The sequence below is a fragment of the Streptantibioticus rubrisoli genome, assembly GCF_024436055.1.
GTDB classification, from domain to species: domain Bacteria; phylum Actinomycetota; class Actinomycetes; order Streptomycetales; family Streptomycetaceae; genus Streptantibioticus_A; species Streptantibioticus_A rubrisoli.
Map to the genome: position 1 here is coordinate 499,145 of NZ_JANFNH010000001.1, position 26,496 is coordinate 525,640.

Consider the following 26,496-nt stretch of genomic DNA (forward strand, 5'->3'; position numbering starts at 1 on the left):
TTCCCATGGACGCGCTCTACACCACAGCCGCCACCGCCAACGGCCGAGAGGGCCGCACCGTCAGCTCGGACGGCAGGCTCGACCTCCAGTTGGCGTTCCCGCCCGCGCTGGGCGGGAACGGCAACGGCACCAACCCCGAGCAGTTGTTCGCCGCCGGATACGCGGCCTGCTTCGCCAGCGCTCTCGGCGCGGTCGGCCGTGAGGCCAAGGTTGACACCAGCGACGCCTCGGTCACCGCCGAGGTGGGCATCGGCAAGGACACCGACGGCGGCTTCGGGCTGGCGGTGACGCTCCGCGTCGAACTGCCCGAGTCGCTGCAGGGTCCGGCGGGCCGCGAGCTGGTCGAGAAGGCGCACGCCTTCTGCCCGTACTCCAAGGCCACCCGGGGCAACATCCCGGTGGAACTGGTGGTGGAGTGACAAGTCGCCCGCCCCGGTGAGGAGTTGCGGCACCGCCTCGCACCGGCCGGAGTGCCACCGCCAGCCGGTCCCGCGGCCCGAACCGTGCCATGCGGCTGATCGCCGGAGGGGCGATAATTGACAGGTGCGGCCAAGGGCGATGAACACTCCCGAGGCGTCCGGCGGCGACACTCGGCGCTGCCCGTTCGACGTCACCGATGCCGCCGTCCTGGTGGTGGATCCCAAGGGCCTGATCCAGGGGTGGAGTCGCGGCGCACAGGAACTGCTCGGCTACCGGGAGCAGGAGGTCATCGGACGCCCCGCCACGGACCTGCTGGCCACCCCCGGCGAGGGACCGAAGCTGCGCCACCGCACCGGCAGCGGCTGGCAGGCGTCGCTGTCGGTACGCCACCGCGACGGGCACAGCCTTGAGGTCGGCGCGCAGGCGTGCCCGCTGGGCGCCGACCGCAAGGGCGCGAGCTGGCTGGTGGTCGCCGCCGACCTGGCCACCACGCAGGCATGGGAGCGCGAGCAGGCGGTGCTGCGCGGGCTGTTCACCCAGTCCCCGTTCGGGCTGGCCGTGGTCGACCCGCAACTGCGGTTCCTGATGATCAACCCCGCGCTGGAGCGGATGGACGGCGTCCCGGCGCGGCTGCGGCTGGGCCGCCGCCTGCGCGACACGTTGCCCGGAGCCGGGGGACCGCTGGCGGAGGAGCGGGCCAGGGAGGTACTGGAGACCGGTGAACCGCTGGTCACCGTCGAGCAGGTGGACTCCGCGACCGACCCGCACCGGCAGCACGTACGGTCCGGCTCCTCCTTCCGGCTGCAGGACTCGGCCGGGCGCACCGTCGGCGTCGGACACGCGGTGCTCGACGTCACCAGCCACCATCGCGCCCGGCAGCGCCTCGCCCTGGTCAACGAGGCCAGCGTGCTGATCGGCAGCACCCTGGACCTCGACCGCACGGTCCAGGAACTGGCGGAGGTGCTGGTCCCGCGGGTCGCCGACTTCGTCGCCGTCGACCTGCTGGCCTCCGTGATCTGCGAGCAGGACCCGGAAGTGGTGCTGGTCTCCGACGCCACCGAGTTGCGCCGCACCGCCCATCGGTCCATCCGGCCGGGCCCGCCGAAGGTCCTGGTGGCGCTCGGTGAACCGGCCCACTACCCGCAGGTGTCACCACAGGCCCGCTGCCTGGCCACCGGCCGGCCGGTGCTGGACGCCGTGGTGGACCTGTCCACGCCCTGGCTGCGCAAGGACCCGCCACGCGCCAAGCACCTGCACGACGTGGGCGTCCACTCCCACATGGTGGTCCCGCTGCGCGCCCGTGGCATCACCACGGGAGTGGCCACCTTGATGCGCTGGAAGAACGCCGAGCCCTTCGACGCCGACGACCTGCTGCTGGCCGAGGAACTCGCCGCCCGCGCCGCGGTGTGCATCGACAACGCCCGGCGCTTCACCCGCGAACACCGCGCCGCCCTCACCCTGCAGCGCAGTCTGCTCCCGCAGGACCTGCCCGCCCACACCGCGGTGGAGGCCGCCTACCGCTACCTGCCGGCCGACACCCAGGCAGGGGTCGGCGGCGACTGGTTCGACGTGCTGTCGCTGTCCGGCAGCCGGGTGGCCCTGGTCGTCGGCGACGTGGTGGGCCACGGCATGCACGCCGCCGCCACCATGGGACGGCTGCGCACCGCCGTGCACACCCTGGCCGACCTCGACCTGCCGCCCGACGAACTCCTCTCCCACCTCGATGACCTGGTGCTGCGGCTGGCCGCCGAGGAGGACGCCGCGGACCGGCCCGGCACCGGGGTGCTCGGCGCCACCTGCCTGTACGGGGTGTACGACCCCATCTGCCGGTCCGCCACCTTCGCCCGCGCCGGGCATCCGCCACCGGCCATCGCCCACCTGGACAAGGCCGTCGAGTTCCCCGACATCCCGGCCGGACCTCCGCTCGGCCTCGGCGGTCTGCCGTTCGAGGCCGCGGAGGTACCCATTCCCGACGGCTGTGTGCTCGCCTTCTACACCGACGGTCTGATCACCGCCTCCCCGGACCGTGACGTGGAGACCGGCCTGGAGCGGCTGTGCTTCGCGCTGGCCCACCCCGACCGCCCGCTGGAGGAGATATGCGACGGCATGGTGCGCACCCTGCTGCCGGACCGTCCGCATGACGATGTCGCCTTCCTCGTCGCCCGCCCGCACGCGCTCAGCGCCGACAACTTCGCCACCTGGGACCTGAGCAGCGAGCCCACCGCGGTCGCGTACGCCCGGGCCATCACCGGGCGGCAACTGGAGCGCTGGGGCGTGGAGGAGCTGGCGTTCACCACCGAACTGATCGTCAGCGAGCTGGTCACCAACGCGATCCGCTACGCCTCCGAGCCGATCAGCCTGCGGCTGATCCGCGACGTACACCTGATCTGCGAGGTGTCCGACGGCAGCAACACCTCCCCGCACCTGCGTCGCGCACGCTACAACGACGAGGGAGGCCGGGGGCTGTTCCTGGTGGCCCAGTTCGCCCAACGCTGGGGCACCCGCTACACCTCCGACGGCAAGACCATCTGGGCCGAACAGCCGTTGCCCGGCAGTGCCTAGGCGCTCCGCTGGGAGTGCGGCGATGTGCCGTCGATCGTCTACAGCGCCGTTGCGGCTGGTCGCGCCCAGGCGGCGGAGCCGCACATGAACACAGCCCCGCGGCCCTTCGGGGCGCTACCGGACCGCAGTGGACTTCACCCGCGCTTGGACCAACGACCCTGGCAGGAGCGGGAATTGCCGCCGAGGCACCCCAAATTCCGCCCTGTCGCGTTCAGTTCCCGGATGTGACCAATCTGTGAGCTTGGTCGCACACCGCCTCCATAATGCCTGGTCAGTAACGCTCCGTACGATCTTCAACTGACTTCGCACGCTAGTGTGTGATGTGTCGGCAGATCCTGCCAACACATCGCTTCTCCCTACGCTTCCGCCGTTTTCGGGACGTTGTGGGATGCCCCGACCGGGCAGCCCATGTCCGTCCGCGGAACGCCTTCCCGTGCACACCAGCGTCGATCCGCCGGTGTGCCATGTCCGTGTGGAGGTACCTTGGCCCTCGATTTCCGCGTCGCGACTCTGGAAGACATCGACGGGTTGCTCCAGCTCTACCGACGGGTCTACGGGCGCGACTACGCGCTGCCGCTCGGCACCGACCCGGAGGTGATGGCCCGGGAGATCTGCGCACCGCTGACCACCTGGCTGGTCGCCGACGAGCCGGGAACCGGACGGTTGGTGGGGTCGATCGTGGGCAACCACGACCCGTCAAACGGCTTGGGCAAGCTCCAGGGCCTGGTGATCCACCCCGACGCCCGGGGCTCGGGCGCCGCGCGGCAGGCGGTCCAGCAACTCAGTGACACCCTGCTCAGCGGCGAGCAGCCCGCCGACTCCGTCTACGCCACCGCGCGCACCAACTCCACCGCACCCCAACGCATCTGCCTGCGCAGTGGTTTCCACGCCCTGGGCATCTTCCCCAACCTCCGCAAGGCCGCCCGGCACGAGACCATGGTGCTGCTGGCCCGCCACCGCGAAGGCGTGCTCGAACGACGCCTTCCGGTGCCCCGGGTCCCGGCCCAACTCGGCGGCCTGGTCCAGGCACTGCGTTCGGCCGGGTTCGCGCTCGACACCGAGGTCACCGACGAGGTACCGCCGCGCGTCACCGGTGGCCGCCCGGCGGACCGCGCCGTCGAGCTCGTGGACGCGCCCGAGTTCGTCCTGCGCCGCTTCGCCGAGGTCATGCCCGACCCCGCCCGGCGCTTCTACCCGTTCCACGCGCCCAACATCATGCTGGCCGCCACCGACGGGGCATACGAGCTGTACGCCCAACTCAGCCGGTCCGACGGGTACTGCGCGCTGATCGGCACCGCTCCCGGATTCTCCGCCCTCGGTGACGACCTGGAACCGCTCATCGAGCGGCTGGGCGGCTACGGCGCCTCCTACATCGAAACCCTGGTGCCGCTGGACCGCTACGAAGAACTGTGCCGGTTGCTCGCCCACGGCTTCCTGCCCGCCGCCGCCTACCCGGCGATGCGCCGGGAGGGCACACGGTTCCGCGACCACGTCGTGATGGCCCGCACCCTCCAGCCGCTGGACTTCCACGACCTGGCCATCGACATGGCGTTCCAGCCCTTCACCGAGCAGTACATCGAGCTGTGGAAGCAGCAATACCTCAACACCTGCGGGGTTTTCCAGTGAACCAGTACCTGGGACCGGTCTCGGTACCCGATCCCGACGCCCTCGCCGCCGTGCAACGGCTGTGCGACATCGCCGAGCCGTACCTCGCGGGCCCGGACAGCGACCGGCTGTTCGCGCGGGCGATGAACGAGTCCAACGCCTGGCACGCCGCCCGCTCCCCGTTCTTCGACCGGCTGCTGGCCGCCAGCGCGGCCGCCGACCGTCCGCTGGAGGACGTGGCCGACCTGCACCGGCTGCCGTTCGTGCACGCCAACTTCTACAAGGCGCACGAAGTGGTGTCCATCCCCGCCGACGACGTGAAGCTGCACGTCACCTCCTCCGGCACCACCGGCCAGAAGTCGCAGATGTTCTTCGACGACTTCACGCTGCGCAACGGCCAGCGCATGGTCGCCCGGATCTTCGACCACTACGGCTGGATCGGCGAGAGCGAGCCGGTCAACTACCTGCTCTCCAACTACCAGCCGCGTCCCGGGCTGAACCTGGGCAGCTCGTTCACCGACGAGTACCTGTGTCACTTCGCACCGGTGCGGTCGGTCGAGTACGCGCTCAAGCACACCGGCGGCGGCCACGAGTTCGACCCGTTCGGCTGCGTTCGCGCGCTCATCCGCTACGCCGAGGAGGGCGCGCCGGTACGCATCCTGGGGTTCCCGGCCTTCCTCTCCTTCACCCTCGACCGGATGCGGGAGCTGGGCATCCCGCCGCTGGAGCTCGACCCGCGGTCGCTGGTCGTCTTCGGCGGCGGCTGGAAGGGCCACGCCGACAAGCAGGTGGCCAAACCCGAGCTGTACCAGCGCATCCACGACCAGTTGGGCATCCCCGACGAACGCATCCGCGACGGCTTCGGCGCCGCCGAGCACTCCGTGCTCTACATGGAGTGCCCACGGCACCGCCTGCACGTACCCACCTGGTCCAGGATGCTGGTCCGCTCGGTGCGCACGCTGGAGCCGCTGCCCCACGGGGAGCCCGGCTACGCCCAGTTCATCTCCCCGTACATCACGTCGGTCCCGGCCCAGTCCGTGCTCATGGGCGACCTGGTCACGCAGTACGGCCCCGAGGAGTGCGGCTGCGGGCTGCCCACGCCCTGGTTCACCGTGCACGGCCGGGCCGGGCTGAGCCGCAACCGCAGCTGTGCCATCGCCGCCGCCGAACTGATCAAGGGGAAGTCATGACCAGCGAGTTGCTGCCCGACGGACACTACTGGCAGGGCGAGTGGGTCGACGACGCCGAGGCGGAACGCCGACTCGACGCGCTGGACGACTACGTCCCCGAGGCGCTGGCCCGCCCCCTCAGCCCACTCCTCGTGATCGCCGCGTGCGACCGCCTGGCCACCGCGCTCAGCGACCCGGACGACCCGCACACCCAGCGGCTCACCGCACTGCTGCGCCAGGCCGCGGTGCCCGAGGAGGAGTCGGCACGCACCCTGCGCGACATCGCCGCGGCCCTCGGCCGGGAGGCCCTGGAGACCAAGCTGACCCGCGAGCTGGGCGGCATCGACCCCGGTCGGCTGGCCCGCTTCGACCTGCGCCGGGAGGTCTTCGAGGCCTGGCTGCCGGTCGGCCTGCTGGTGCACATCACCCCTGGCAACGCGCCCGCCGCCGGAGCGCTCAGCGTGGTCGAGGGGCTGCTCGCCGGAAACGTCAACGTGGCCAAGACCAGCGGCGGTTCACGCTTCACCCACGGACTGCTGGCCAGTCTCGGTGAACTCGATCCCACCGGGCAGATCGCCAGTCGGGTGGTCGTGCTCGGCTTCCCCTCCAGCCGCACCAGCTGGCTGGAGCGGCTGTGCGCCGCAGCCGACGCGGTCGCCGCCTGGGGCGGGGAGGAGGCCATCGCGGGCGTGGCGGCCCTGGTGCGGCCCGGCTGCCGGCTGGTCGACTGGGGGCCGAAGCTCTCCTTCGCCTACCTCACCGCGGACACCTGGTCCGCCCCCAAGACACTGCGCGCGGTGGCCGCCGACATCTGCCGCCTCGGCCAGCAGGCGTGCTCCAGCCCGCAGGTCGTCTATCTGGACACCGAAGACACCGACGAGGTCTTCGCGTTCGCCGAGCGGTTCGCCACCGTACTGGCCGACGCCGTCAGCGAGTCGCGTCCGGCCGAGCCGGAGCTGATGGAGAGCGCGGAGATCACCAACACCGTCCTGGTGGCCCAGCTGGAGCAGCACCTGGACCTCACCCGGGTGCACGCCGCGCCGGACGGCAGCTGGCACGTACTGGCCGACACCCGTGGCGCGCTGCGGGCCTCACCGCTGCACCGCACGGTGTGGGTCAAGCCCCTGCCGCGCAAACGGATCGGCGAGGTGCTGCGCCCGATGCGCCGCTACCTGCAGACCGTCGGCCTGGGCGCCGATCGCCGCGACACCGCCGAACTGGCCACCGCCGTGCTGGCCGCCGGAGCCCAACGGGTCACCGTACCCGGCGAGATGCTGGGCAGCTACAACGGCGAACCGCACGACGGCGTCTACGCGCTGCAGCGCTACAGCCGCCGGGTGGACGTGCAACTCGACGCCCGGTTCTCCACCGACGCCTGCCTGGACGACCTGGTCGGCGCGCGCGAACTGCCGCCGCCCGCCGTGCCGGTCACCGCCAAGGCGGATTTCGAGCAACTGCAAAGCGACCTGAGCCGGGCCGAGGTGTTCTTCCGCAGCGGCGGCAGCTCCGGCGCGCCCAAGCTGTCCGCGTTCACCTGGGACGACTACCACGAGCACATGCGCCACGGCGCGGAGGGCCTGCTGGCCGCCGGGTTCGAGCCGCGCACCGACCGGGCCATGAACCTGTTCTTCGGCGGTCTGCTCTACGGAGGTTTCCCCAGCTTCTTCTCGGTGCTGGAGACCCTGAACGCGGTGCAGTTCCCCATGGCCGCACAGCAGGACCACGCCGCGGTGGCCCGCTCCATCGTGGAACACCGGGTGGACACCCTCCTCGGCATGCCCAACTACCTACTACGGGTGTTCACCGAGGGCGCCGAGGAACTGCGCGGGTACCGCGGGGTGCGCAAGATCTTCTACGGCGGTGAGCACTTCCCCGAGCGCCAACAGGCCTGGCTGCGCGAGGAGTTCGGGGTCGAGTTGATCCGCTCGGCCGCCTACGGCAGCGTTGACGCCGGGCCGTTGGGTTACCAGTGCGGTGCGTCACCGGCTCGGGTGCACCACCTGTTCAGCGGTCTGCAGACGCTGGAGATCCTGGAACCGGTCGCGGACCGCCCGGCACCGGTCGGCGAGACGGGACGACTGGTGTTCACCGCGCACACCCGGCGCGGCCAGCGACTGGACCGGTATGAGATCGGTGACCTGGGCCGTTGGGTGCCGGGCGAGTGCTCGTGCGGTCGCCGCACGCCGCGCTTCGAACTGCTGGGCCGGTTCGGTGACATCTTCCGCAGCGGCAGCCACTTCCTCAACTACCGCAGGTTCGCCGCCGTCGCGGAGGACGCGCTGGGCCACACCGGCGCCGTACAGATCCTGCTGGACGAGAACGAGCACGCCGACGAGCGGCTGACCGTACGGCTGGAGGGCGACGCCACCCGGCCCGAGGCCGACGCGGCACGGGTCTTCCTCGATGAGTACCCCGCGCTGGACATCGCGGTGAACCGGGACCGCATGGTGGAGCTGCGGGTGGAGTGGGCCCCCGTGGAGCGCTTCGAGCAGACCGCCGCCAGCGGCAAGCTGCTCGCGGTCGTGGACCGCCGGGAACGCAACCGCTGACCGGCTTGCGCGGCACAGTCCCTCCGCCGGACCGCCTGGGGTCCGGCGGAGGGACTCGTCGTTATGAGCCCGACATCCGCTCGTCGATGAGCCTGACCAGCTTGCCGGTACGGGGGTTGAGGGTCAGGCCGTCCACATCCACCCACTCGAACGCGAGCGGGTGGATCTTGCCCTGGCGTACGTGTTCGTCGAACATCGGCCGCACGCAAGCCAGTCGCTGCGTCAGCGCGTCCTCCAGGGCCTGGCGGTCCGCGCCATCGCCGCGCCGCGCCGCCAGACGCAGCACCAGCTCGTCCCGGGTCTCCCGGTGCCGGAGCACCACCTGGGTCCCGGCCACCAGACCCCGCTTGTCCTCGGTCTCGACCAGTTGCCGCAGGTCCTCCAGGTACACGGTGACCACCCCGACCCTGGCCCCCTCCTCGGAGCGGCCGAGCAGCCGCAGGCGCCGCCGGGGGAAGTCCACCCACTCGGCCATGTCACCGACCGGGTAGCGGATCACCGGCATCAACCGCCGCACCAGGTCCGTTGCCACCACCCGGCCGGGGCGGCCCGGTTCCTCGATGGGCTCACCGGTCTCCGGGTCGAGCAGCTCCACCACCTTGTCCGGGGTGAACACCTCGTGCACCCGGGGATCCGCCTCCCCGGCGACCGGCCCGGCCAGCACGCCCGCGTCAACACTGGCGTAGCCGATGGAGCGCACCTCGATACCGGGGAACGCCTGGTCCAGCAACGAGAGTTGATCGCCGTACAGCGCCTCACCGCTGAACAGCGCCAGCCGGACGCCGGGCAGCGTGCCGACCGTGTTGACCACCTCAAGCGCCAGGCGGCACAGCGAGGTCGGCGGCGCGGCGATGACGGTCGCGTCGAAGTCACGCAGCGCGTGCACGGTGAAGTCCAGCGGACTGCCGCCGCCGATCGGCAGCTGTACGGTGGGAACCGGCGCGTCCTGCAGGCAGTTGAGGGTGAAGACGAAGCTGGAGTACAGCTCCCCGGCGTAGAAGAGGTTGGCCACCCGGTCCCCGGTCCGCAGCCCGGCCGCGGGCAGGCCGTCCCCGAACCGGCGGCTCATCGCCCGCCACTCGTCCCGGGTGTAGCGGGACACCCGGGGAGCGCCCGTGGTCCCGCCGGTCTTGAAGACGATGCCCTCGGTGTGCGGTCCGGTCAGCACCTGGCTGACCGGCGCGCCGTGCGCCTTCCAGTACGCGGTGTGATCGACCAGTGGCAGTGCGGTCAGATCGGCCGACTCGGCGGGTAGCTCGGCATAGAGGTCGCGGTAGTACGGCGAGTTCTGCCGCGCGAAGGATATGAGCTCGGCTAGTTGAGCGTTCATGTGGTCCAACTTCCCTGTGGGGCAAGGATTCCAGGGTACTGAACCCGGGTTTGCCGTGGATCCGTAGGTCTGTTGGGGGATGGTGAAATTCGTTCGAATCTGTGGCCCCCGGCCGGTACTGTCGACCGGTTCGGATACGGGGCTGAAGGATGAGGTGCCAAATGGACGGCGCACCAGAAGAGTTGCTGCCCGCCACACGTCGCGCCCTGCTGCACCGGCTGGCCGTCGGCCAGGCCGAGGGCCGTACGCCGTCGCTGGTGGGAGCGGTGGTACGGAACGGGCGCACGGCGTGGACCGGGGCGCGCGGCATGCTGGACGACCACCAGCCGACCGATGACGTGCAGTACCGGATCGGTTCGCTCACCAAGTCGTTCGTCGCGGTACTGGTGCTGCGGCTGCGCGACGAGGGGCTGCTGGACCTCGCCGACCCGCTGGAACGGCATCTGCCCGGCACCTCCGTCGGTGAGCTGACGGTACATCAGCTTCTCGCGCATACCTCGGGGCTGGCCGCTGAGACGCCCGGACCGTGGTGGGAGCGCACACCCGGTGAGTTGCGGCCCGACCTGGCGGATGTGCTGGGGGAGCAGCCGGTGCGCCATCCCGCCGGTCGCCGGTTCCACTACTCCAACCCCGGCTACGCCCTGCTGGGCGCGCTGGTGGCCCGGCTGCGCGGTGCGCCGTGGGGCGAGGTGCTCCACCGTGAGGTGCTGGAACCGCTCGGTATGACGCGGACCACGCTGCTGCCGCAGGCCCCGCACGCCGCAGGGTTCGCGGTGCACCCGTGGGCGGACGTCATGCTGCCCGAACCGCTGGAGGACACCGGCGTGATGGGGCCCGCGGGCCAACTGTGGTCCACCACGGCCGACTTGTGCCGGTGGGCGGCGTTCCTGGCCGACGGTGACGAGAAGGTGCTCAGCCCGGCGACGGTCGCGCAGATGCGCCGCCCCACCGCGGAGCCGTACGACCCGCAGTGGACCACCGGCTACGGGCTCGGCCTGCAGATCCTGCGGCGGGACGGGCGGGAGTTGTACGGCCACGGCGGTTCGATGCCCGGGTTCCTGGCGAGCGTCTGGGTGAGCGAGGCGGACGACGTCGCGGCCGTCACGCTGGCCAATGTGACCTCGGGGATGAACACCACGGTGATCGCCGCAGATCTCATCCGGATCGTCGCCGAGCACGAGCCGCGCATCCCGCAGCCGTGGCGCCCGCTGCGCGACGTCGATCAGGAGCTGCTGGCGCTCACCGGCCCCTGGTACTGGGGCGCCGCCCCGTTCACCCTACGGCTGCGGGCGGACCGCGCGCTGGAACTGACCGCCCTGGGCGCGGTGGGCCGCAGCTCGCGCTTCCGGGCGGAGCCGGACGGCACGTGGACCGGCCTGGACGGCTACTACACCGGTGAGCGGCTGCGGGTGGTCAGGATCGCCGACGGCACCGCCAGCCATCTGGACATCGGCAGCTTCGTCCTCACCCGCCAGCCCTACGAGCCCGCCGCCTCGATTCCGGGCGGCGTGGACCCCCGGGGCTGGCGCGCCAACTAGGGGCCGCCTCGCCTGCGGCCCCCGAAGTTGACCTTCACCTTGGGGCAGGCCGCAGCATCGATCGGGCCGGGCGAGGCGCCCGGTATGAGGAGGAGCGGGCATGGGCTTGCTGACCATCGGGGCCTTCGCCAAGGCGTCCCGGCTCTCACCGAAGGCCCTGCGCCTTTACGACGAGTTGGGACTGCTGACCCAGCGCTCTACTAGCAAGGGCGTTGACCGGCGTGGACGAGGCCATCCCCGATGTCCGTCTGCACGAGGCCCGGCCCGGCGACCGCTATCTGCTCTGCTCCGACGGCCTGTCCGCAGTGGTACCGGCCGAACTCCTGTGCCAGGTCATCGCAGCAGACTTCGGCCCCCAACAGGCGGCACGTGAACTGATCGACGAGGCAAACCGCCGCGGCGGCCCCGACAACGTGAGCTGCGTGGTGGCCCACGTCGCGGAGGCGCGGCGGTAGCGGCACCCGTTCCGCAGGCCGAACTCGCCTAATCAACGGCTGGTTGCAGCCCTTGCCGGACTTCCACGGCAGGGTCACCGGCTCTCAGTGGTTGGTGTCCGTCGTGTACTTCATAGTCGGGCCGCATCGCCCGGGACCTCACCGGCGATGCGGCCAGACCCCTCTACGCCCCGACCGTGCCGTCGATGGCCTCGCGCAGGAAGTCGGCGTGGCCGTTGTGCCGGGCGTAGTCGTAGAAGACATGCAGCATCACCAGCCGTAGCGACACGTCCTCGCCCCAACGAGCCTGGTGCCCAACCACATCAAGGGATTCCGCCTCACGCTCGATCCGCCGCGCGTGCTCGACCTCCGCCTGCCAGGCGGCGAACGCCTCCGACCGGGTGGACGCGCTCGCGTCGTACGCCACCTGGTAGTCGTCCTCCCGCGACCAGACCAGCGGAATGTCCTCGCCGTTGATCACCCGCCGGAACCAGGTGCGTTCCACCTCGGCCATGTGCCGCACCAGGCCGAGCAGCGACAGCGTCGAGGGCGGTGACGACTGACGGCGCAACTCCTCGTCGCTCAGACCCTCGCACTTCATGGCGAGCGTCGCACGCTGGTAGTCGAGGAAGGCACGCAGCATCTCGCGCTCCGGCCCGATCAACGGCGGCCCGACGCGTTCTACCGTCATGCCCTGAAGTCCCTCCGCTTGATCTTCGCCATCCGCACTCCGTCTGGATGGTGCCATACGATCCCCTCGTACCGCGGGCGGGCCAGCAGCCACTCCCGTAGCCCCTCGAAGTCCCGCGGCGCGGCCGCCACTTCGGCCAGGACCGCTGCGGGCGCCCAGCCGTGACGTACCAGGGTGTGGGCCTCGAACCCCTCCGGGTTGCCGTTGATCCTCGGACCGACGAGTTCATACGTGCCGGGCGTCCACCCATCACCCAGCCGCACGGCCTGCGCGTGGAACCCGGCGAACGAGGACTGGGCCATCGGCTCCCAACCCACCGTCTTGCCGGTGGTCTGGTCCGTCTCGACGGGCACGTAGTTCGCGGGCGCCGCCTTCCCGGCCCGCACCTCGCGCCGTGCCCACCACGCGCCGTGCTCGTCCAGCATCACGCACGTCCCGTCCCACTTACGCGTCGGCAGGCCCTCACCGGCCACCACCCACGCACAGTCGGGCGCCACCTCAGGCAGCACGAAGCGACGCTCCCGCGGATCGCGCACGAACAGTGTCGGGACCTTACGCATGATTCCCCCGGTGTGGCCGTTCCCATCTGGTCGGGGTGTAGTGAACCACCGTCGGGCGTTTGCCTGTTACCCATTTACGCCTGGCCGCCCGGGACGGCGGCAGGCGGGCGCCCCGAAACGCGCCAGGCAGTGCCAGACCTTCTTGAGGTCTTGCGGGTCGTACCGGCCTGTTCGAGCGGCGTCCCCGATGATCCTGGGATCGAGTCGGCCGCCGACCGCGATCTCCGCTCCCAGGTCCACATAGCGCTGTCCCCGGTACTCCGGGTGGCGCCGCAGGTGCGGCACGCTGAGCCGAAAGCCAGGATGCCACTCGATCGGGCACGGTAGCGCGCGGGCCGCGTCCTCCACGGCCGTACCGCGATAGCTGGGATCGAGGACGAGTGCCTCGACATCACGGTCGAGCCTGACCGGGCCGTGTATCTGCGCTTCGATGTGGCCGTCCAGGTCATCCAGGTCGTCGGCCTCGGCCAGCGCGATGAGCGAGAAGTGATCCGCGACGCCGAAGTCGCGGGGCCCGGTGGAACTGTCGGGGTAGCAGAACGTGGCCCGGGCGAGGGTTTCACCGGTGAGCCGGAAGTACGAGGAGCCGAACCGTGGTGCTCCGCCGACGGGACTGCGGCGGAAGTCCAGCGCTCCGTAGACAGGGCGCTCGGCGTCGGCGGCGTGGTCGTAGGCGCCTGCGAAGATGCGGCTTTCCCATCGCCACCGGTCCCCGCCGGGGTGGGCGGTGAGACCGCCGTTGCTGGTGCCCGTCACGAACTGCGAGCGGTAGATTCGGTCCGCGGCCATCTTGCACAGGATCGGCTGGCCGTCCGCTGACCGGTCGGGGTGGAAGTTCATCGTCAGCCGCAACCGGGGGTCGAGCGGGCCTCCCGAGGACAGGTTGGCGACATGGCGCAGGGCCTTGTGCTGCGGTGACCAGGCGGGGTCAATTTCCATCGCCGCAGTGTGCACGAACGCCCACCGCTACCACATCCCGATTACGCTCAAGCGACCTTGCACCGGCCGGCGCCACCGCTACGACCCCCGTCTCCCCGGTCGCCCGCCACCCTCAGAGCGCGCCCTCGGTCCGGCGCGCAGCGCCGTTCTGCGGGTGGGCCTCCGCGATGCCCGCACGTGACACGACCCAGGTCCGGGTGGCGCGGGTGGCCGTACGCTCCGGCTCGGTCGCCAGGGCCTCGGCGTCCTCCCGCTGGTCAGGGGCGTCGACCGGGTAATCCGCGTAATCCGATTCGTCCACGACCACATCAACGGACGAGACGCCGCCAGGTGACGGTGGGACACCCGCGCGTACCCGAAGTCGATAACCAGCCATGCTGGCCGCGATAATCGCACGTTCTTGGACTTGCGGCCCAAGTGCCGACACCCTTGGGACATGGGGAACACAGCGCACCGCAGGACGACAGCGGAAGTCAGGACCGAAATCGCGGCGGAGCGGCGCGAGTTGGCCGACCTGCTGGACGGTCTGTCAGAGCAGGAGTGGGCCGCGCCGACCCTGTGCACGGGTTGGCAGGTGCGGCATGTCGCGGCGCACATGTCGATGGGATTCCGGTACTCGTTCGGCAAGACAGCGTGGGAACTCGTCAAGGCGCGCGGCAACCTCCACCGGATGACCGACCGGTGCGCCAGGGTGGACGCGGCGGCCCACTCCACACGTGCGCTCGCCGCCTCGCTACGGGACAACGCCGACAATCCGTGGAAGCCGCCGGTCGGCGGGTACGAGTCGGCGCTGGGGCACGATGTGGTGCACGGCCTGGACATCACGGTCGCGCTGGGGCACGACCGCCGGGTACCGCAGGACCGCCTGCGGATCCTGCTGGACACCATCAACGCAAGGACCCTGAAGTTCTTCGGCGCCGACCTGCACGGCGTACAACTGCGGGCCAACGACCTCGACTGGACCTACGGCACCGGAACGCCCATCTCCGGCTCCGCCCAGGACCTGTTGTTGCTCGCCTACGGCCGCAAGGTCCCGCCGGGCCACCTCGAAGGCGAGCGGTGCGACCGCTTCGTCAGTGTGTGAAGCGAACTACGGCATCCGCCACGGTTCTTGGGGCAGCGGGTTGCCGGTCTCGACGTACGTCTTGAGGTTGGACAGCACCGCTGCCCACCCGTGGGCCGCCTTTTCCCGTTCGGCATCGCTGGGCAGGTTCTCATGGGTCATGGTCAACCGGACGATCCCGTCGTACGGCTGGATGTCGAAGGTGACCCGGGAGGCGGCCTCCCCGGTGGGGTCCGCGCCGGGCAGTACCCAGGTGCTCACCAGCCGGGTCGGCGGTGCGCTCTCCAGCACCGTGCCGACGACATCGGCGGTGCGTGTACCGTCCGTCCGCTGGTGCTCCCAGGTCGAACCCGCCTTCCAGTCGGAGACATTGCTGTGGCCCCAGTAGGCGCCCGTCGCGTCGGCGTCGGTCAGCGCGTGCCAGACCCGTTCCGCGCTGCTGCCGATGTAGGTCACGTATCTGACTGCGGACGTGTCCGCCATGTCGTCCTCCACTCGTCGTCACCGGGCCAGATGCTCGCAGGCGGACTGGCGCGTCGTCCATCGCGCGGGCCGAGCAGGTCGGGTGAAGTCGGCCGCGGTTCGCTAGCGCCCCGAAGGGGCGCGGGACTGTGTTCATGTGCGGCTCCGCCGCGTGGGCGCGACCAGCCACAGTGGTGCTGCAGACGATCGACGGCGCATCGTCGGCACCACTCCCAGCGGAGCGCCTAGCGCGGCGAGGCGGCGGCGACGCCCTGGCCGCTTCTGCGTTGCGCGGCGACCAGCGCGGCGGCGGGCAGCAGGCTGCATCCGCTCACCCCGATCAGCGCCCAGTACGCCATGTCCACCGCGTGCGCCCGGGAGACCGGGGCGTGGCTGTAGGTGTACGGCATCCGGGCCAGCAGCAGCACCAGCGTCGCGGAGCCCAGTGAACCGCCCACGTGCTCAAGGGTGTTGAACTGGGTGCTGGCCTGCCCGATGTACGCGGGAGACAGCGACTGGTACGCGGCGGTCATCGCCTGGGTGTGCGCCAGCCCGACGCCCGCGCCACGCAGCACGGTCGCGGTGATCAGCCACCAGTAGGGAGTGCTGGCCGTCAGGAACGCGAACGGCAGCGTGGACAGCAGTACCGCACCGGTGCCGACCAGCACCGTCGCACTGCCCAGCCGCTCGAACAACCGCCCTGACAGCCACATCGCGGCAGCCGTGCCCAGCCCCTGCGGCGCGATCAGCAGACCGGTGCGCCACGGGTCGTCACCGCGTACGGTCTGCAGGTACAGCGGCAGCAGGATCGTTCCACCGAACACCACCGCACCGATGACCAGCATCGACTGCGCGGCTGCCCGGAACACCCCGTCGCGGTACAGCCGTAGGTCCAGCAGCGGACTGCTGCCCTGGAGCGACCACACCACGAACGCCACGATCAGCACGGTGCCGGTGCACAGCGGCACCACCACCGCCGGGCAGCCGAGCCGACCGGATCGACCGGCCTGGGTCAGCGCGTACGTCAGGGCGGCCAGTCCGGGGGAGACCAGCAGCAGCCCGACCACGTCCAGCGACGAGTTGGTCCGCGGCGGCTTCGGCCCCAGCAACCGGCGCGCCAGCGACAGCGCCACGATGCCGATCGGCACGTTGATGAAGAAGATCGCGCGCCATCCCACGTACGCCAGCAGTCCACCGCCCAGCAGCGGCCCGATGACCGCCACCAGCATCACCGGTAGCCCCAGGGTGCCCATGGCCCTGGGCAGCCGCTTGGGACCAGCGGCGGTGACCAGCATGATCCGGCAGACCGAACTGATCAGCCCGCCGCTGGCGCCCTGTACGGCGCGGGCGCCGATGAGTTGCCAGGGCACGTGCGCCAGCCCGCACGACACGGTCGCCAGGATGTAGACGCTCATCGCGGTCAGGTACACCCGCTCCGGGCCGAAGCGCTGCGCCGCCCAGGTACTCGTCGGGATCGCCGCCGCGAAGGACAGCATGTACGCCGAGACGATCCACTGTCCGGCGCTCAACGACATGTGCAGACCGGTGGACAGCGGCCGCAGCGCGACATGGACGACGGAGGAGTCGAGGAAGAGGATGACCGCCGCCACCAGGACGACGAGCATCGTCCGGCGCAACTGCTCCGACCAACGCCCGTCCACTGATGGCGAGTTGGGCTCTGGGAGCGCGTCCGCCGCGGTCCGTCGGGCATGCCGCCCGTGTACGGCGGCTTTACGTTTCTTCATCGCGGCGGACGCCGCACTCGTCGGCGCTCCGCGTCGTGACCGGCGAGCCCGAACCCGGCTACCGCTGATGCGACGGACATGGCAGCGATCCCCCTCCCTTGCACGTGGGGCCCATGAAGGCCAATAGGGTGATTTGTCGCATACGTAGAGTTGCCGAAGCTCGCCGCTCTCATCCCGACACGCCGAACGGAATTCCTCGAAGGAAGGAAAGTGGCTGGCGTTGATTGACCGTTGGCGCGGTGGCCCCACGCGCCCGGGTGTGCCCGGTTGTCTGTGCGGTAACTGTGAGCCGGTCAAGTCACTTGACTAGCCAATCACTCCAACGTGTGGCATACAGTGCATCGCGCTCTGGGCAGGATCTTGTCGCCAATACCGGCAAAACAGCAAATCCCATTGTGTGTGCCGGTATTGGAGAGAGGAGCGTCATGATGAAACGTCACTCCATCCGCAGGGCCATCACCACGGCCCTGCTCACCGCAGGGGTCGCGCTGAGCACCGCCACCGGAGCCCAGGCCCTCACCCCCGCCCACCACGGCTTCTGGCACCACCGCGTCGAGGGGCGGGTGGTCTCCCCGCAGCCGGTGACCGTCCACTACGGCCCCGGTGTCAACCGCTGGGCGACCGGGACGATCAACAACGGAATGCACGTGTGGATCGTGTGCAAGGTCCGGGGCGACCGGGTCGGCACCAACGACCGCTGGTACAAGCTGGCGGGCGGTCAGGGCTGGATTCCCGCCTACTACGTCAACAACTACCGCTACGTCCGCTGGTGCACGAGGTGACACACGGCTGACGTAAGGTTTCGCCCCGCCCGGCACCGCGCCGGGCGGGGCGGGGCGTGCCCACGCTGGAGTTCGGTGAGGAACCACGCGTCCCCCACGGCCAGCCGCACCGCGTGCCGGGCCAACGCCCCCCGGGAGGAGGAGTGTTCGCCGTAGAGCCTGGCTGGTCCCGGGACACCGATGGCGTGACGGAACGTCTCGGTCGCCCGCCATCGGGCATCGACAGCCTGGTCGAGGCCACGCCGGGGCCGCGGGCGGAGAAAGGCCAGGGACCGGGCCGGACCGCTGGGACGCCTACCGCACCTGGTTGAGGAATTCCAGGACGAGCGGGCTGGCGATGGCACGGAACTCCTCGAAGTAGCCGTGCCGCGCGCCGGGCACCAGATGCAGCCGCGCGCCGGGGACGCGGTCAGCCAACAGGTGGGCGTTCGCGGTGGGATTGAGCAGGTCATCGGTGCCGTGCACCACGAGAGTGGGTGCGCTGATGCCGGGCAGCAGGTCCCAGGCGTCGTGCTGGTCGCTGGCGCGCAGATGGCGCCGCCGGGCGTGCGGCGGCATGCCGGTGTCGCCGAGCGTGGTGTACGGACCGGGGTGGGCGGCGAGCCAGACCGGGGTGTACATCAGCTCAAGCAGAACCTGCCTGGCGGCCGTTGGTTCCGGCTGGGCCAGTGCCCTGCGCACGTCGGGGCCGCGCTCGACGCCGTGTCGGCCACCCGGGGACGTGCAGCCGAGCACCAGGGCGCGTACCCGGTGCGGGTGGTCGGCGGCCAGCCTCTGCGCCACACGGCCGCCCATCGACGTGCCGTACACATCGGCGCGTTCGGCACCCAGAGCGTCGAGCACCGCGATCACGTCCCGCGCGAACAGTTCGGTGCTGTACGGATCGTCGGGCTTGTCGCTGTCGCCCGTACCGCGGTAGTCGAGCGTGATGGTGCGGTGCCCGGTGTGGAAGTCCGCTCGTACCCGGTCCCACCAGTGATGGTTGTTCGCCTGACCGGCGAGCAGTACGAGCGGCGCTCCGGCGCCCTGGCACTGGTAGGCGATGCGGACCCCGTCCGCCGCGACGACGTGTGGCATGTCATGGTCAGCCCGGCCCGCGGCGCCGGTATTCCACCGGCCGCCTGTCCAGCGGCCCGTCGGGCTGCCCTACTTGCCGTCCGGCAGGTACCAACGGTGCGGCGCGATCAGGTCGTTGATGGCGTCGGGGCCCCATGAGCCCGGAGCGTACGGTTGTACGTCCGGTGGGGAGTCGAGCAGCGGTTCGGCGACCTGCCAGAGGCGTTCGATGCCGTCGGAGCGGGTGAACAGGGACTGGTCGCCCGACATCGCTTCCAGGATGAGCCGTTCGTAGGCTTCCAGGCCGTGTGCCTTCTGGAACGAGTCCGTGTAGCGGAAGGTCATCTCCGCGGGGGCGAGGCGCATGGTGGGGCCGGGTCGCTTCACGAGGAACCGGGACGAGATCCAGCCGGGGTCGTCGAAGTCCACCACGAGCGCGTTGCCCCGGCCGTCGGCGTCCGGCCGCGCGTCAACCGGGAACATCCGCAAGGGCGGTTCCCTGAAGTGCAGCGCCACCACCTGGCGGCGCTGCCCCAGGGACTTGCCAGAACGCAGGTAGAACGGGACTCCGGCCCAACGCCAGTTGTCCACCTCCACGCGCAGCGCGACGAACGTCTCCGTCTGGGACCGCGGATCGACGCCGGGCTCGTCCCGGTACCCCTCGTACTGGCCGCGCACCACATGCCGTACGTCGAGCGGCCGCATCGCCTCGAAGACCTTGCAGCGTTCATCCCGCAGCGGCCGGGCGGCCAGTGAGGTCGGCGGCTCCATCGCGACGAAGCCGAGCACCTGGAGCAGATGCGTCACGATCATGTCCCTGAAGGTGCCGGTGCCTTCGAAGAAACCGGCGCGGCCCTCGATCCCGATGGTCTCCGGCACGTCGATCTGCACATGGCTGATGTGGTCGCGGTTCCACACCGGCTCCAGCAGGCCGTTGGCGAAACGCAGCGCGAGGATGTTGTCCACCGACTCCTTGCCGAGGAAGTGGTCGATGCGGAACACCCTGGACTCGTCGAAGACGGTGTGGACCGTCTCGTTGAGCGCACGGGCCGAGGCCAGATCGGTGCCGAACGGCTTCTCGATGATGACCCGGCCGCCTTCCGCCAGCCCCGTGGCGCCCAGCATGCCGATCACGGAACCGAACGCGGTCGGCGGCACCGCCAGATGGAACAGCCGCCGCGGGCTTCCCCCGACGGCCCGCTCCGCCGCGCCCACCGCGGCGACGAGCGGCCCCGGATCCCCGGCGTCCGCGGCGCCGAAGCTCAACGCGTCCTCGAACGCCCGCCATGCCTCGCCCACCGGCTCGGCCAGCCCGAACTCGGCGACCGCGTCCCTGGCGTGCTGCCGGAACTCCTCGTCGCTCAGCGCGGACGAGGCGGGCGCCGACCCGACGATCCGCCAACTCGACGGCATCAGACCGGCCTTGGCCAAGTGGAAGAGGCCGGGAAGCAACTTGCGCCTGGCGAGGTCGCCGGTCGCCCCGAACAGCACGATGACATGGTCGTCGGGCACCGCCGAAGGTTGCGACATCGTCAGCCCTTCCGCTCCGCGTGGCCGCCGAACTCGCTGCGCATCGCGGACAGCGCCTTGTCGGCGAACTCACCGCCACCCTGGGACTGGAACCGCTCGATCAGCGCCGCGGTGATCACCGGCGCCGGAACCCCCTCGTCCACCGCTGCGAGCACCGTCCACCGGCCCTCACCGGAGTCCGACACCCGTCCGGTGAAGTCGGCGAGCTCGGGGGAGCGGGCCAGCGCGTCGGCCACCAGGTCGACCAGCCACGATCCGACGACCGAGCCGCGCCGCCACACCTCGGCGACCTCGGCGACGTCGATGTCGTACTGGTACGCCTGCGGATCGCGCAGCGGCGCGGTCTCCGCGTCGACGGTACGGTCCGCCTCGCCGACGTTGGCGTGCCGGATGATGCTCAGCCCCTCGGCGATGGCGGCCATCATGCCGTACTCCACCCCGTTGTGGACCATCTTCACGAAGTGGCCCGCGCCGTTGGGGCCGCAGCGCAGATAGCCCTCCGGCGCGGTGCCGTCGGTACGGGTTCGGCTGGGGGTGGGTTCCGCGCCGCCCCGGCCGGGGGCGATGCTGCGGAAGATCGGGTCGAGCCGCTGGACGGGCTCCCGCGCGCCGCCGATCATCAGGCAGTACCCGCGCTCCAGGCCCCAGACTCCGCCGGAGGTCCCGCAGTCCAGATAGTGGATGTTCCGCGTGGCGAGTTGCTTCGCGCGGGCGATGTCGTCCCGGTAGTAGGAGTTGCCGCCGTCGATCACCACGTCATCCGGATCGAGCAGTGCGATGAGTTCGTGGAGCGTGGACTGGACGACACCGGCGGGCAGCATCAGCCACACGGCCCGGGGCTTGTCCAGCTTGGCCACGAGGTCCGCCACGGACACCGCGCCCAGGGCGCCTTCGCCCTCCAGTTCCTTCACCGCGCTGTCACTGACGTCGTAGACGACGCACCGGTGCCCGTCCCGCGTCAGCCGACGCACCAGGTTCGCACCCATCCGGCCGAGCCCGATCATGCCGAGCTGCATGGGACGGTCGGTTGCCATTTTTGTACTCCTCGCCTGTCTGACCGCGGACGCGCGACGATCATGAGGAGTTCCTACCCTGGGGGCATCGGCGGGAAATAGTCCATACAGGGTGATTCCCCCCGGGCTTGTGGACTGTGCCGACTGCTCAGCGGTCGTGGGAGGGGTTGCGCCCCATGCGGTGCAGCAGCCGGTCCTGGCGCGACGCGCCCTGGGGGAGGGGGTCACCGGGAGCGGCGAAGGCCCGGTGGGTGGTGTCGGTGGACACGGGGGTCTCGGCCAGGCCGGAGTAGATCTCGCGGAGATGGTCGTCGATCCATGCCGCCAGGCCGGTGTCCAACTCGTCATCGGCGCCGATCGCCCGCGTGAGATCCCACGTGTGAATGGCGCTGTCGGTGGTCCGCACCGCGAGCGCCTGCTCTCCCGTCATCCGGCCGAACGGGTAGTCCAGCACCCGCCGCAGCGCACCGGGCCCGCCGAACGCCGCAGCGCACTCCCGCACGGACCGGGCGTAGGCGCCGACCGGATCCGCACCCAGCGCGTCGGCATCACGCGCCCGCCAGAACTCCGCGGCGGTCGCACCGCCGAGCAGCGCCACGTAGTTGAGGTTTCCGCGCGTCATGTGGTTGACCAGTCGCCGAACGTCCCACTCACTACAGGGAGTTGGCCAGTTCCACTGCTCGGAGCGCACCATGCGCAGTCTGCGCTCGAACCCGGCGCTGGACAGCGCGAACCGGTCAGTGATCCCGTCGAAACAGTCAGTACGGTCAGCCATGCGCGGCAGCATGCCCCGCCGCGGTCGGTCCTGGCTGGCGGACATCGGACGCCGCGGTCACGGGGAGGGCGCGGCGGCGCCCTCTCCGTGGTGTTCGTTCAAGGTCAGCTGGACGACATCGCGCAGCCGCCCGCGGCGTTGCTCCACGTGGGCTGCATGGCGAAGGAGCCGGTCGGCAGGCTGATCGCGCCCAGGTTCTGCCAGGCGCACAGGTCACCGTTCTCCGAACCATCCGACGCCACCCAACCGCTGGACGGCTGCGGGTCGGTGGCCGTCTCCGCGTACTCGTGGCCCTCGACGATGCTGAAGCCGTCGAGCTGGTTCTGCACGGAGTTCGCGCCGCAGCTCGAACCGGCGTCCAGCACATACGGCATGTTGGTGTACGGCACGGTGCCGTTGTAGTCGTGCCAGGCGCAGAAGCCGGAGTTGGGGAATCCGTCGGGGGAGGTGCCGCTGGGGCTCAGCACCACGATCTGCACGTCGTTGCCGGAGACGCCGAAGTGCTGGGCGCCGACGGTGGCCTCGGCGGCGATGTCCGAGGCGGCGGCGGAGCTGGGCGCGGCCGCTGAGTCGTCCACCCAGGTACCGGCCAGTACCGGTCCGTTGAAGGTCGGCCCCTGGCCTGAGGAGTCGGTGTACTGGGAGGTGACGGTCGACCAGGTGTCCTGCGAGGTGCCCAGGCCGTTGAAGAGGTTGGTCTCGTAGGCCTGGACGCCGTTGCTGTCGCTGTCCCACTGGTTGCCCCAGAAGACCAGGTACACCGCGAGTTGGTGCTGCACCGGCCCGCCGTTGTACTGCAGGGTGCTGCCTGCGGACGGCCGCCGCCGGTCGGCGGTGCCCGGTGTCCGCGTACCGCGCAGGGTGGGTACGACGCCGAACCGTCCGTGGGTCACCACTCGCACCGTACGGCCGTGGGTGTGGACGTAGCGCACCTGGCCGGAGCGGTTGGCGGGGGTTGCGTTCGGCGTGCTGGCGGCGGGGGTCGCCGTGCTGGAGGCGGCGGCGCCCAGTACGGCCGTCAGCGCCGCGGCCAGCACCATCAGGGTGTGCCGGATGCGGTTGGCTGAAGAACGCGTGGAGCTGGTGTTGCGGGATCTGTGGTTGCGCATCCCGAACTCCTCAAGCGTTGGTGGGGGAAGGACGAAGGACTGGGCGGCGGTTCGCGCCACGGCTCAGTCGCTTGTCCGTGTCCAGTCAAGCGCGCTGAAGGAGTGTCAGCAATACTCGGGGCTGCTGAAAATCGTCGGCGCCGCCGCCCGGTCACTGACGTTGGGTGACGCATCGGCCGGAAGCGCGCGCACCGAGTCCGACATCAGTTCGCGCGCAATCCCCGCGGCGGCACCTGACGCCATCGCGCCATGTCGACTTCCCGACAGCGCTGTTGTCTTCCCCAGCGGCGGTGGTGGCGCCCACTATCCCGCTGTCCCGTGTCGGCGACCGTCGACATCCACTGGTACCGCTCTGCATGTCAGGAGAGACATGTCCAGACTGGCAAGAGGAAGACCCCAACTCCTCGTTGGTGCCCTGGCCGCGGCGATGGCGTTCGCCACCCCCGCCCTCCCCGCCCAGGCCCTGGTGGCGTCCCCCACCCCGCATGCCACCGCCCTGGCCCAGATCAGCAGTGACCCGTACTCCGACTCGCAGGCCCAGCACGCCACCGAGGTCGAGCCGGACACCTTCAGCTACGGCACCACCGTCGTCGCCGGGTTCCAGGTCGGACGGGTCTCCGGCGGCGGCGCGTCCAACATCGGCTGGGCTACCTCCACCGACAGCGGGCAGACCTGGACGCACGGCTTCATGCCCAACTCCACCACGAACACCGGCGGCCCGTACTCCGCCGCCAGTGACGCCTCGGTGGCCTACGACGCCAAGGACAACGTGTGGATGGTCTCCTGGCTGGGCATCGGCTCCGGCAACAACGTCGACGTCGACCTGAGCCGTTCCACGGACGGTGGTCACACTTGGGGCAGCCCGGTCACCGTCTCCACCGGCACGTTCGACGACAAGAACTGGACCGTGTGCGACAACCACCCGTCCAGCCCGTACTACGGCCACTGCTACACCGAGTACGACGACGCCAACGCCGGTGACGCCGAGCACATGAGGACGTCGACCGACGGCGGCGCGACGTGGGGTGCGGAGCAGAGCCCGGCCGACAGTCCGAGCGGGCTCGGTGGGCAGCCGGTCGTGCAGCCCAACGGCACCGTCGTGGTGCCGTTCGCCTCGGGCAGCGAGGACAGCGAGCGGTCCTTCACCTCCGGTGACGGCGGGGCCAGTTGGGGCTCCAGCGTGCAGATCGCCACTGTCTCGCACCACCCGGTCGCCGGGCTGGAGGACGCCGCCGCCGACATGTCGCGGTTGGACACCCTGCGCGAAGGGCCGCTGCCGTCCGCCGAGATCGACGGCTCCGGCAAGGTCTACGTGGTCTGGTCCGACTGCCGCTTCCGCGCCAACTGCGCCAGCAACGACATCATTTTGTCGACCTCGACGGACGGCACCTCGTGGAGCTCACCAACCCGTGTGCCGATCGACGAAGCCACCAGCGCCGCCGACCACTTCGTGCCGGGCATCGGTGTGGACCCCAGCAGTTCGGGCAACTCAGCCCGCATCGGGTTGACTTACTACTACTACCCGAACGCCTCCTGCACGGACACCACCTGCCAGCTCTACGCGGGCTACGTGTCCTCCGCCAACGGCGGCACCACCTGGACGGCGCCCACCCAACTCGCCGGTCCCATGACGCTGGCCTGGCTGCCGAACACCACGCAGGGCCGGATGTTCGGCGACTACATCTCGACCTCCGTGCTGTCCGGCGGCAACGCCGTCACCGTGATCCCGGTCGCCCACGCCCCCAGCGGCAGCACGTTCGACGTGGGGATGTACGCGCCGACCGGAGGACTGCCGATCGGCGGCGGCCAGCCCGGCGGCAACACCGTCACCGTCACCAACCCCGGTGACCAGACCGGCACCGTCGGCACCGCGGCGAGCCTTCAGATCACCGCGACCGACTCCTCGCCGACCGCCAAGCTGAGCTACAGCGCGACCGGCCTGCCGCCCGGCCTGGCCATCGCCTCCGGCGCCGGCCTGGTCTCCGGCACGCCGACCACCGCCGGTACGTACCAGGTGACCGTTACCGCCACCGACGACACCAAGGCCACCGGATCCACCAACTTCACCTGGACGGTCAGTCCGGCGGGCGGCGGTACGTGCACCAGTACCGGCCAGAAGTTCGGTAACCCGGGCTTCGAGTCCGGCAACACGGTGTGGTCCGCCAGTTCGGGCGTCATCGGGCAGTACGCCTCACAGGGCGAGCCCGCCCGCAGCGGCACGTGGGACGCCTGGTTGGACGGCTACGGCAGCACCCACACCGACACCCTGTCCCAGTCGGTGACCATACCGTCAGGCTGCAAGGCCGCCTTGAGCTTCTACCTGCACGTCGACACCGCCGAGACATCGCGTACGACGGCGTACGACACGCTCACCGTCACGGCGAACGGCACCACCTTGGCGACCTACTCCAACCTTGACGCCGCCACCGGCTACAGCCAGAAGACCTTCGACGTGTCGTCCCTGGCGGGGAAGACCGTCACCGTCACCTTCACCGGAACCGAGGACCAGTCGCTGCAGACCTCTTTCGTCATCGACGACACCGCACTCACACTGAGCTGACCCCCGCCCGGGGCTGGCCGGCCCGCGCCGGTCAGCCCCGGTGTGCGTGGACCGCCGCCGTCCAGTCCGGGGCCTCCAGGGCTGGCATGCGCCGCAACGCCCTTGCGGTGAAGCTCAGTTCACGCAGCAGCTCGGGCGGGGGCACGGCGATGACGGGGCACTTGGCGTGGGCCAGGCAGTAGCGGCTGACCGACTTGTGGAAGACGCGGCGCATCCGGCCGCGGCGGCCGGTGCCGACGACGAGGAGGTCGTCGGGTTCGTCGGCGATCTGGACCAGGGCGGGTCCGGGAGCGAACCGCACCGGCATCGGGCGGATGTCCAGGTCGGACGGGTAGCCGCCGAAGGACTCCTCGAACGCGGTGTCCAGGCGCTTGCGGGCGGCCTCGTGCCACTGGCGCATCAGGGCCGGGACAGGGTGCTTGCGGTACGCGGTCTCGCCGCCCGGCGGGGTCCAGGCGAGCACCGGTACCAGCAGGGCGTCGGTGCGCCGCGCCTCCGCCACCGCCCGGCGCAGCGCCGCCAAGCTGGCCGTCGATCCGCTCACGCCGACGAAGACTCGCTTGCCCCCGGCCATGACCGCCTACCCCTTTCCCTCAACGCTTAA

General features: G+C 70.5%; 23 protein-coding genes and 1 pseudogene. 11 read left to right on the forward strand and 13 right to left on the reverse strand.

The window, feature by feature from the left end:
- Window positions 1-5 precede the first annotated feature (5 nt).
- The 5 genes from NON19_RS02420 (at window position 6) to NON19_RS02440 (ending at window position 8,305) form a co-directional block, all read left to right on the forward strand.
- A complete protein-coding gene (locus NON19_RS02420; protein ID WP_255924839.1) occupies window positions 6-419 on the forward strand; it encodes an organic hydroperoxide resistance protein in 414 nt (137 codons plus the stop codon).
- 139 nt (window positions 420-558) lie between these two features.
- Window positions 559-2,982 (forward strand): SpoIIE family protein phosphatase, encoded by a 2,424-nt coding sequence (locus NON19_RS02425; protein ID WP_255924840.1) that lies wholly within the window; start codon window positions 559-561, stop codon window positions 2,980-2,982.
- Between the two features lie 483 nt (window positions 2,983-3,465).
- Entirely contained in the window at window positions 3,466-4,608 is a 1,143-nt protein-coding gene (locus tag NON19_RS02430) for a GNAT family N-acetyltransferase (RefSeq protein WP_255924843.1), read from the forward strand.
- The gene (locus NON19_RS02435) at window positions 4,605-5,777 is read left to right on the forward strand and encodes a LuxE/PaaK family acyltransferase (RefSeq protein ID WP_255924844.1); all 1,173 of its coding nucleotides are present in this window, start codon (window positions 4,605-4,607) and stop codon (window positions 5,775-5,777) included. The genes NON19_RS02430 and NON19_RS02435 overlap by 4 nt, the downstream gene beginning before the upstream one ends.
- Complete coding sequence (locus NON19_RS02440) at window positions 5,774-8,305, forward strand: acyl-CoA reductase (protein WP_255924845.1); 2,532 nt, start codon at window positions 5,774-5,776, stop codon at window positions 8,303-8,305. The genes NON19_RS02435 and NON19_RS02440 overlap by 4 nt, the downstream gene beginning before the upstream one ends.
- Window positions 8,306-8,366: 61 nt before the next feature.
- Here the strand turns inward: NON19_RS02440 and NON19_RS02445 are convergent, their stop codons facing one another.
- Complete coding sequence (locus tag NON19_RS02445) at window positions 8,367-9,635, reverse strand: phenylacetate--CoA ligase family protein (RefSeq protein WP_255924846.1); 1,269 nt, start codon at window positions 9,633-9,635, stop codon at window positions 8,367-8,369.
- Between the two features lie 161 nt (window positions 9,636-9,796).
- Here NON19_RS02445 and NON19_RS02450 point away from each other — a divergent pair, with 161 nt between their 5' ends.
- The 3 genes and pseudogenes from NON19_RS02450 to NON19_RS33280 all read left to right on the forward strand — a co-directional run bounded on the left by NON19_RS02450 (window position 9,797) and on the right by NON19_RS33280 (window position 11,628).
- Window positions 9,797-11,173: a serine hydrolase domain-containing protein gene (locus NON19_RS02450; RefSeq protein ID WP_255924847.1), complete on the forward strand. Its 1,377-nt coding sequence runs from the start codon at window positions 9,797-9,799 to the stop codon at window positions 11,171-11,173.
- 100 nt (window positions 11,174-11,273) lie between these two features.
- Window positions 11,274-11,363, forward strand: a pseudogene (locus tag NON19_RS33275) (MerR family DNA-binding transcriptional regulator); the annotation flags it as partial.
- 31 nt (window positions 11,364-11,394) lie between these two features.
- Window positions 11,395-11,628 (forward strand): PP2C family protein-serine/threonine phosphatase, encoded by a 234-nt coding sequence (locus NON19_RS33280; protein WP_255925026.1) that lies wholly within the window; start codon window positions 11,395-11,397, stop codon window positions 11,626-11,628.
- Between the two features lie 163 nt (window positions 11,629-11,791).
- Here the strand turns inward: NON19_RS33280 and NON19_RS02465 are convergent, their stop codons facing one another.
- From NON19_RS02465 to NON19_RS02480, 4 genes are all read right to left on the reverse strand, one after another.
- Window positions 11,792-12,298: a DinB family protein gene (locus NON19_RS02465; RefSeq protein WP_255924848.1), complete on the reverse strand. Its 507-nt coding sequence runs from the start codon at window positions 12,296-12,298 to the stop codon at window positions 11,792-11,794.
- Entirely contained in the window at window positions 12,295-12,858 is a 564-nt protein-coding gene (locus tag NON19_RS02470; RefSeq protein ID WP_255924849.1) for an RNA ligase 1 family protein, read from the reverse strand. Before NON19_RS02470 ends, NON19_RS02465 begins: the two co-directional genes overlap by 4 nt.
- Before the next feature lie 66 nt (window positions 12,859-12,924).
- Window positions 12,925-13,797: a DUF3626 domain-containing protein gene (locus NON19_RS02475; RefSeq protein ID WP_255924850.1), complete on the reverse strand. Its 873-nt coding sequence runs from the start codon at window positions 13,795-13,797 to the stop codon at window positions 12,925-12,927.
- A 112-nt stretch (window positions 13,798-13,909) separates the two neighbouring features.
- The gene (locus NON19_RS02480) at window positions 13,910-14,098 is read right to left on the reverse strand and encodes a hypothetical protein (protein WP_255924851.1); all 189 of its coding nucleotides are present in this window, start codon (window positions 14,096-14,098) and stop codon (window positions 13,910-13,912) included.
- 135 nt (window positions 14,099-14,233) lie between these two features.
- Here NON19_RS02480 and NON19_RS02485 point away from each other — a divergent pair, with 135 nt between their 5' ends.
- Window positions 14,234-14,881 (forward strand): maleylpyruvate isomerase family mycothiol-dependent enzyme, encoded by a 648-nt coding sequence (locus tag NON19_RS02485; protein WP_255924852.1) that lies wholly within the window; start codon window positions 14,234-14,236, stop codon window positions 14,879-14,881.
- Window positions 14,882-14,887: 6 nt separating this feature from the next.
- Here the strand turns inward: NON19_RS02485 and NON19_RS02490 are convergent, their stop codons facing one another.
- Both NON19_RS02490 and NON19_RS02495 read right to left on the reverse strand, forming a co-directional pair.
- A complete protein-coding gene (locus NON19_RS02490) occupies window positions 14,888-15,343 on the reverse strand; it encodes an SRPBCC family protein (RefSeq protein ID WP_255924853.1) in 456 nt (151 codons plus the stop codon).
- A gap of 224 nt (window positions 15,344-15,567) precedes the next feature.
- Window positions 15,568-17,067, reverse strand: coding sequence for a DHA2 family efflux MFS transporter permease subunit (locus NON19_RS02495; protein WP_255924854.1), 1,500 nt, complete (start codon window positions 17,065-17,067; stop codon window positions 15,568-15,570).
- A gap of 428 nt (window positions 17,068-17,495) precedes the next feature.
- On the opposite strand from NON19_RS02495, the gene NON19_RS02500 reads away from it, so the two are divergent.
- A complete protein-coding gene (locus tag NON19_RS02500) occupies window positions 17,496-17,849 on the forward strand; it encodes a hypothetical protein (RefSeq protein WP_255924855.1) in 354 nt (117 codons plus the stop codon).
- A 294-nt stretch (window positions 17,850-18,143) separates the two neighbouring features.
- Here the strand turns inward: NON19_RS02500 and NON19_RS02505 are convergent, their stop codons facing one another.
- From NON19_RS02505 to NON19_RS02525, 5 genes are all read right to left on the reverse strand, one after another.
- A complete protein-coding gene (locus NON19_RS02505; protein WP_255924856.1) occupies window positions 18,144-18,926 on the reverse strand; it encodes an alpha/beta fold hydrolase in 783 nt (260 codons plus the stop codon).
- A gap of 69 nt (window positions 18,927-18,995) precedes the next feature.
- Window positions 18,996-20,417, reverse strand: a complete 1,422-nt coding sequence (gene zwf, locus NON19_RS02510) for a glucose-6-phosphate dehydrogenase (RefSeq protein ID WP_372513967.1) — start codon at window positions 20,415-20,417, stop codon at window positions 18,996-18,998.
- A 20-nt stretch (window positions 20,418-20,437) separates the two neighbouring features.
- A complete protein-coding gene (gene gnd / locus NON19_RS02515; RefSeq protein ID WP_372513968.1) occupies window positions 20,438-21,469 on the reverse strand; it encodes a phosphogluconate dehydrogenase (NAD(+)-dependent, decarboxylating) in 1,032 nt (343 codons plus the stop codon).
- Window positions 21,470-21,596: 127 nt separating this feature from the next.
- A complete protein-coding gene (locus NON19_RS02520; protein WP_255924858.1) occupies window positions 21,597-22,223 on the reverse strand; it encodes a TIGR03086 family metal-binding protein in 627 nt (208 codons plus the stop codon).
- 104 nt (window positions 22,224-22,327) lie between these two features.
- Entirely contained in the window at window positions 22,328-23,332 is a 1,005-nt protein-coding gene (locus tag NON19_RS02525; RefSeq protein WP_255924859.1) for a hypothetical protein, read from the reverse strand.
- Between the two features lie 370 nt (window positions 23,333-23,702).
- On the opposite strand from NON19_RS02525, the gene NON19_RS02530 reads away from it, so the two are divergent.
- A complete protein-coding gene (locus NON19_RS02530) occupies window positions 23,703-25,892 on the forward strand; it encodes a putative Ig domain-containing protein (RefSeq protein ID WP_255924860.1) in 2,190 nt (729 codons plus the stop codon).
- 31 nt (window positions 25,893-25,923) lie between these two features.
- On the opposite strand, the gene NON19_RS02535 is transcribed toward NON19_RS02530, so the two are convergent.
- A complete protein-coding gene (locus NON19_RS02535; protein WP_255924861.1) occupies window positions 25,924-26,466 on the reverse strand; it encodes a universal stress protein in 543 nt (180 codons plus the stop codon).
- Between the last annotated feature and the right edge of the window lie 30 nt (window positions 26,467-26,496).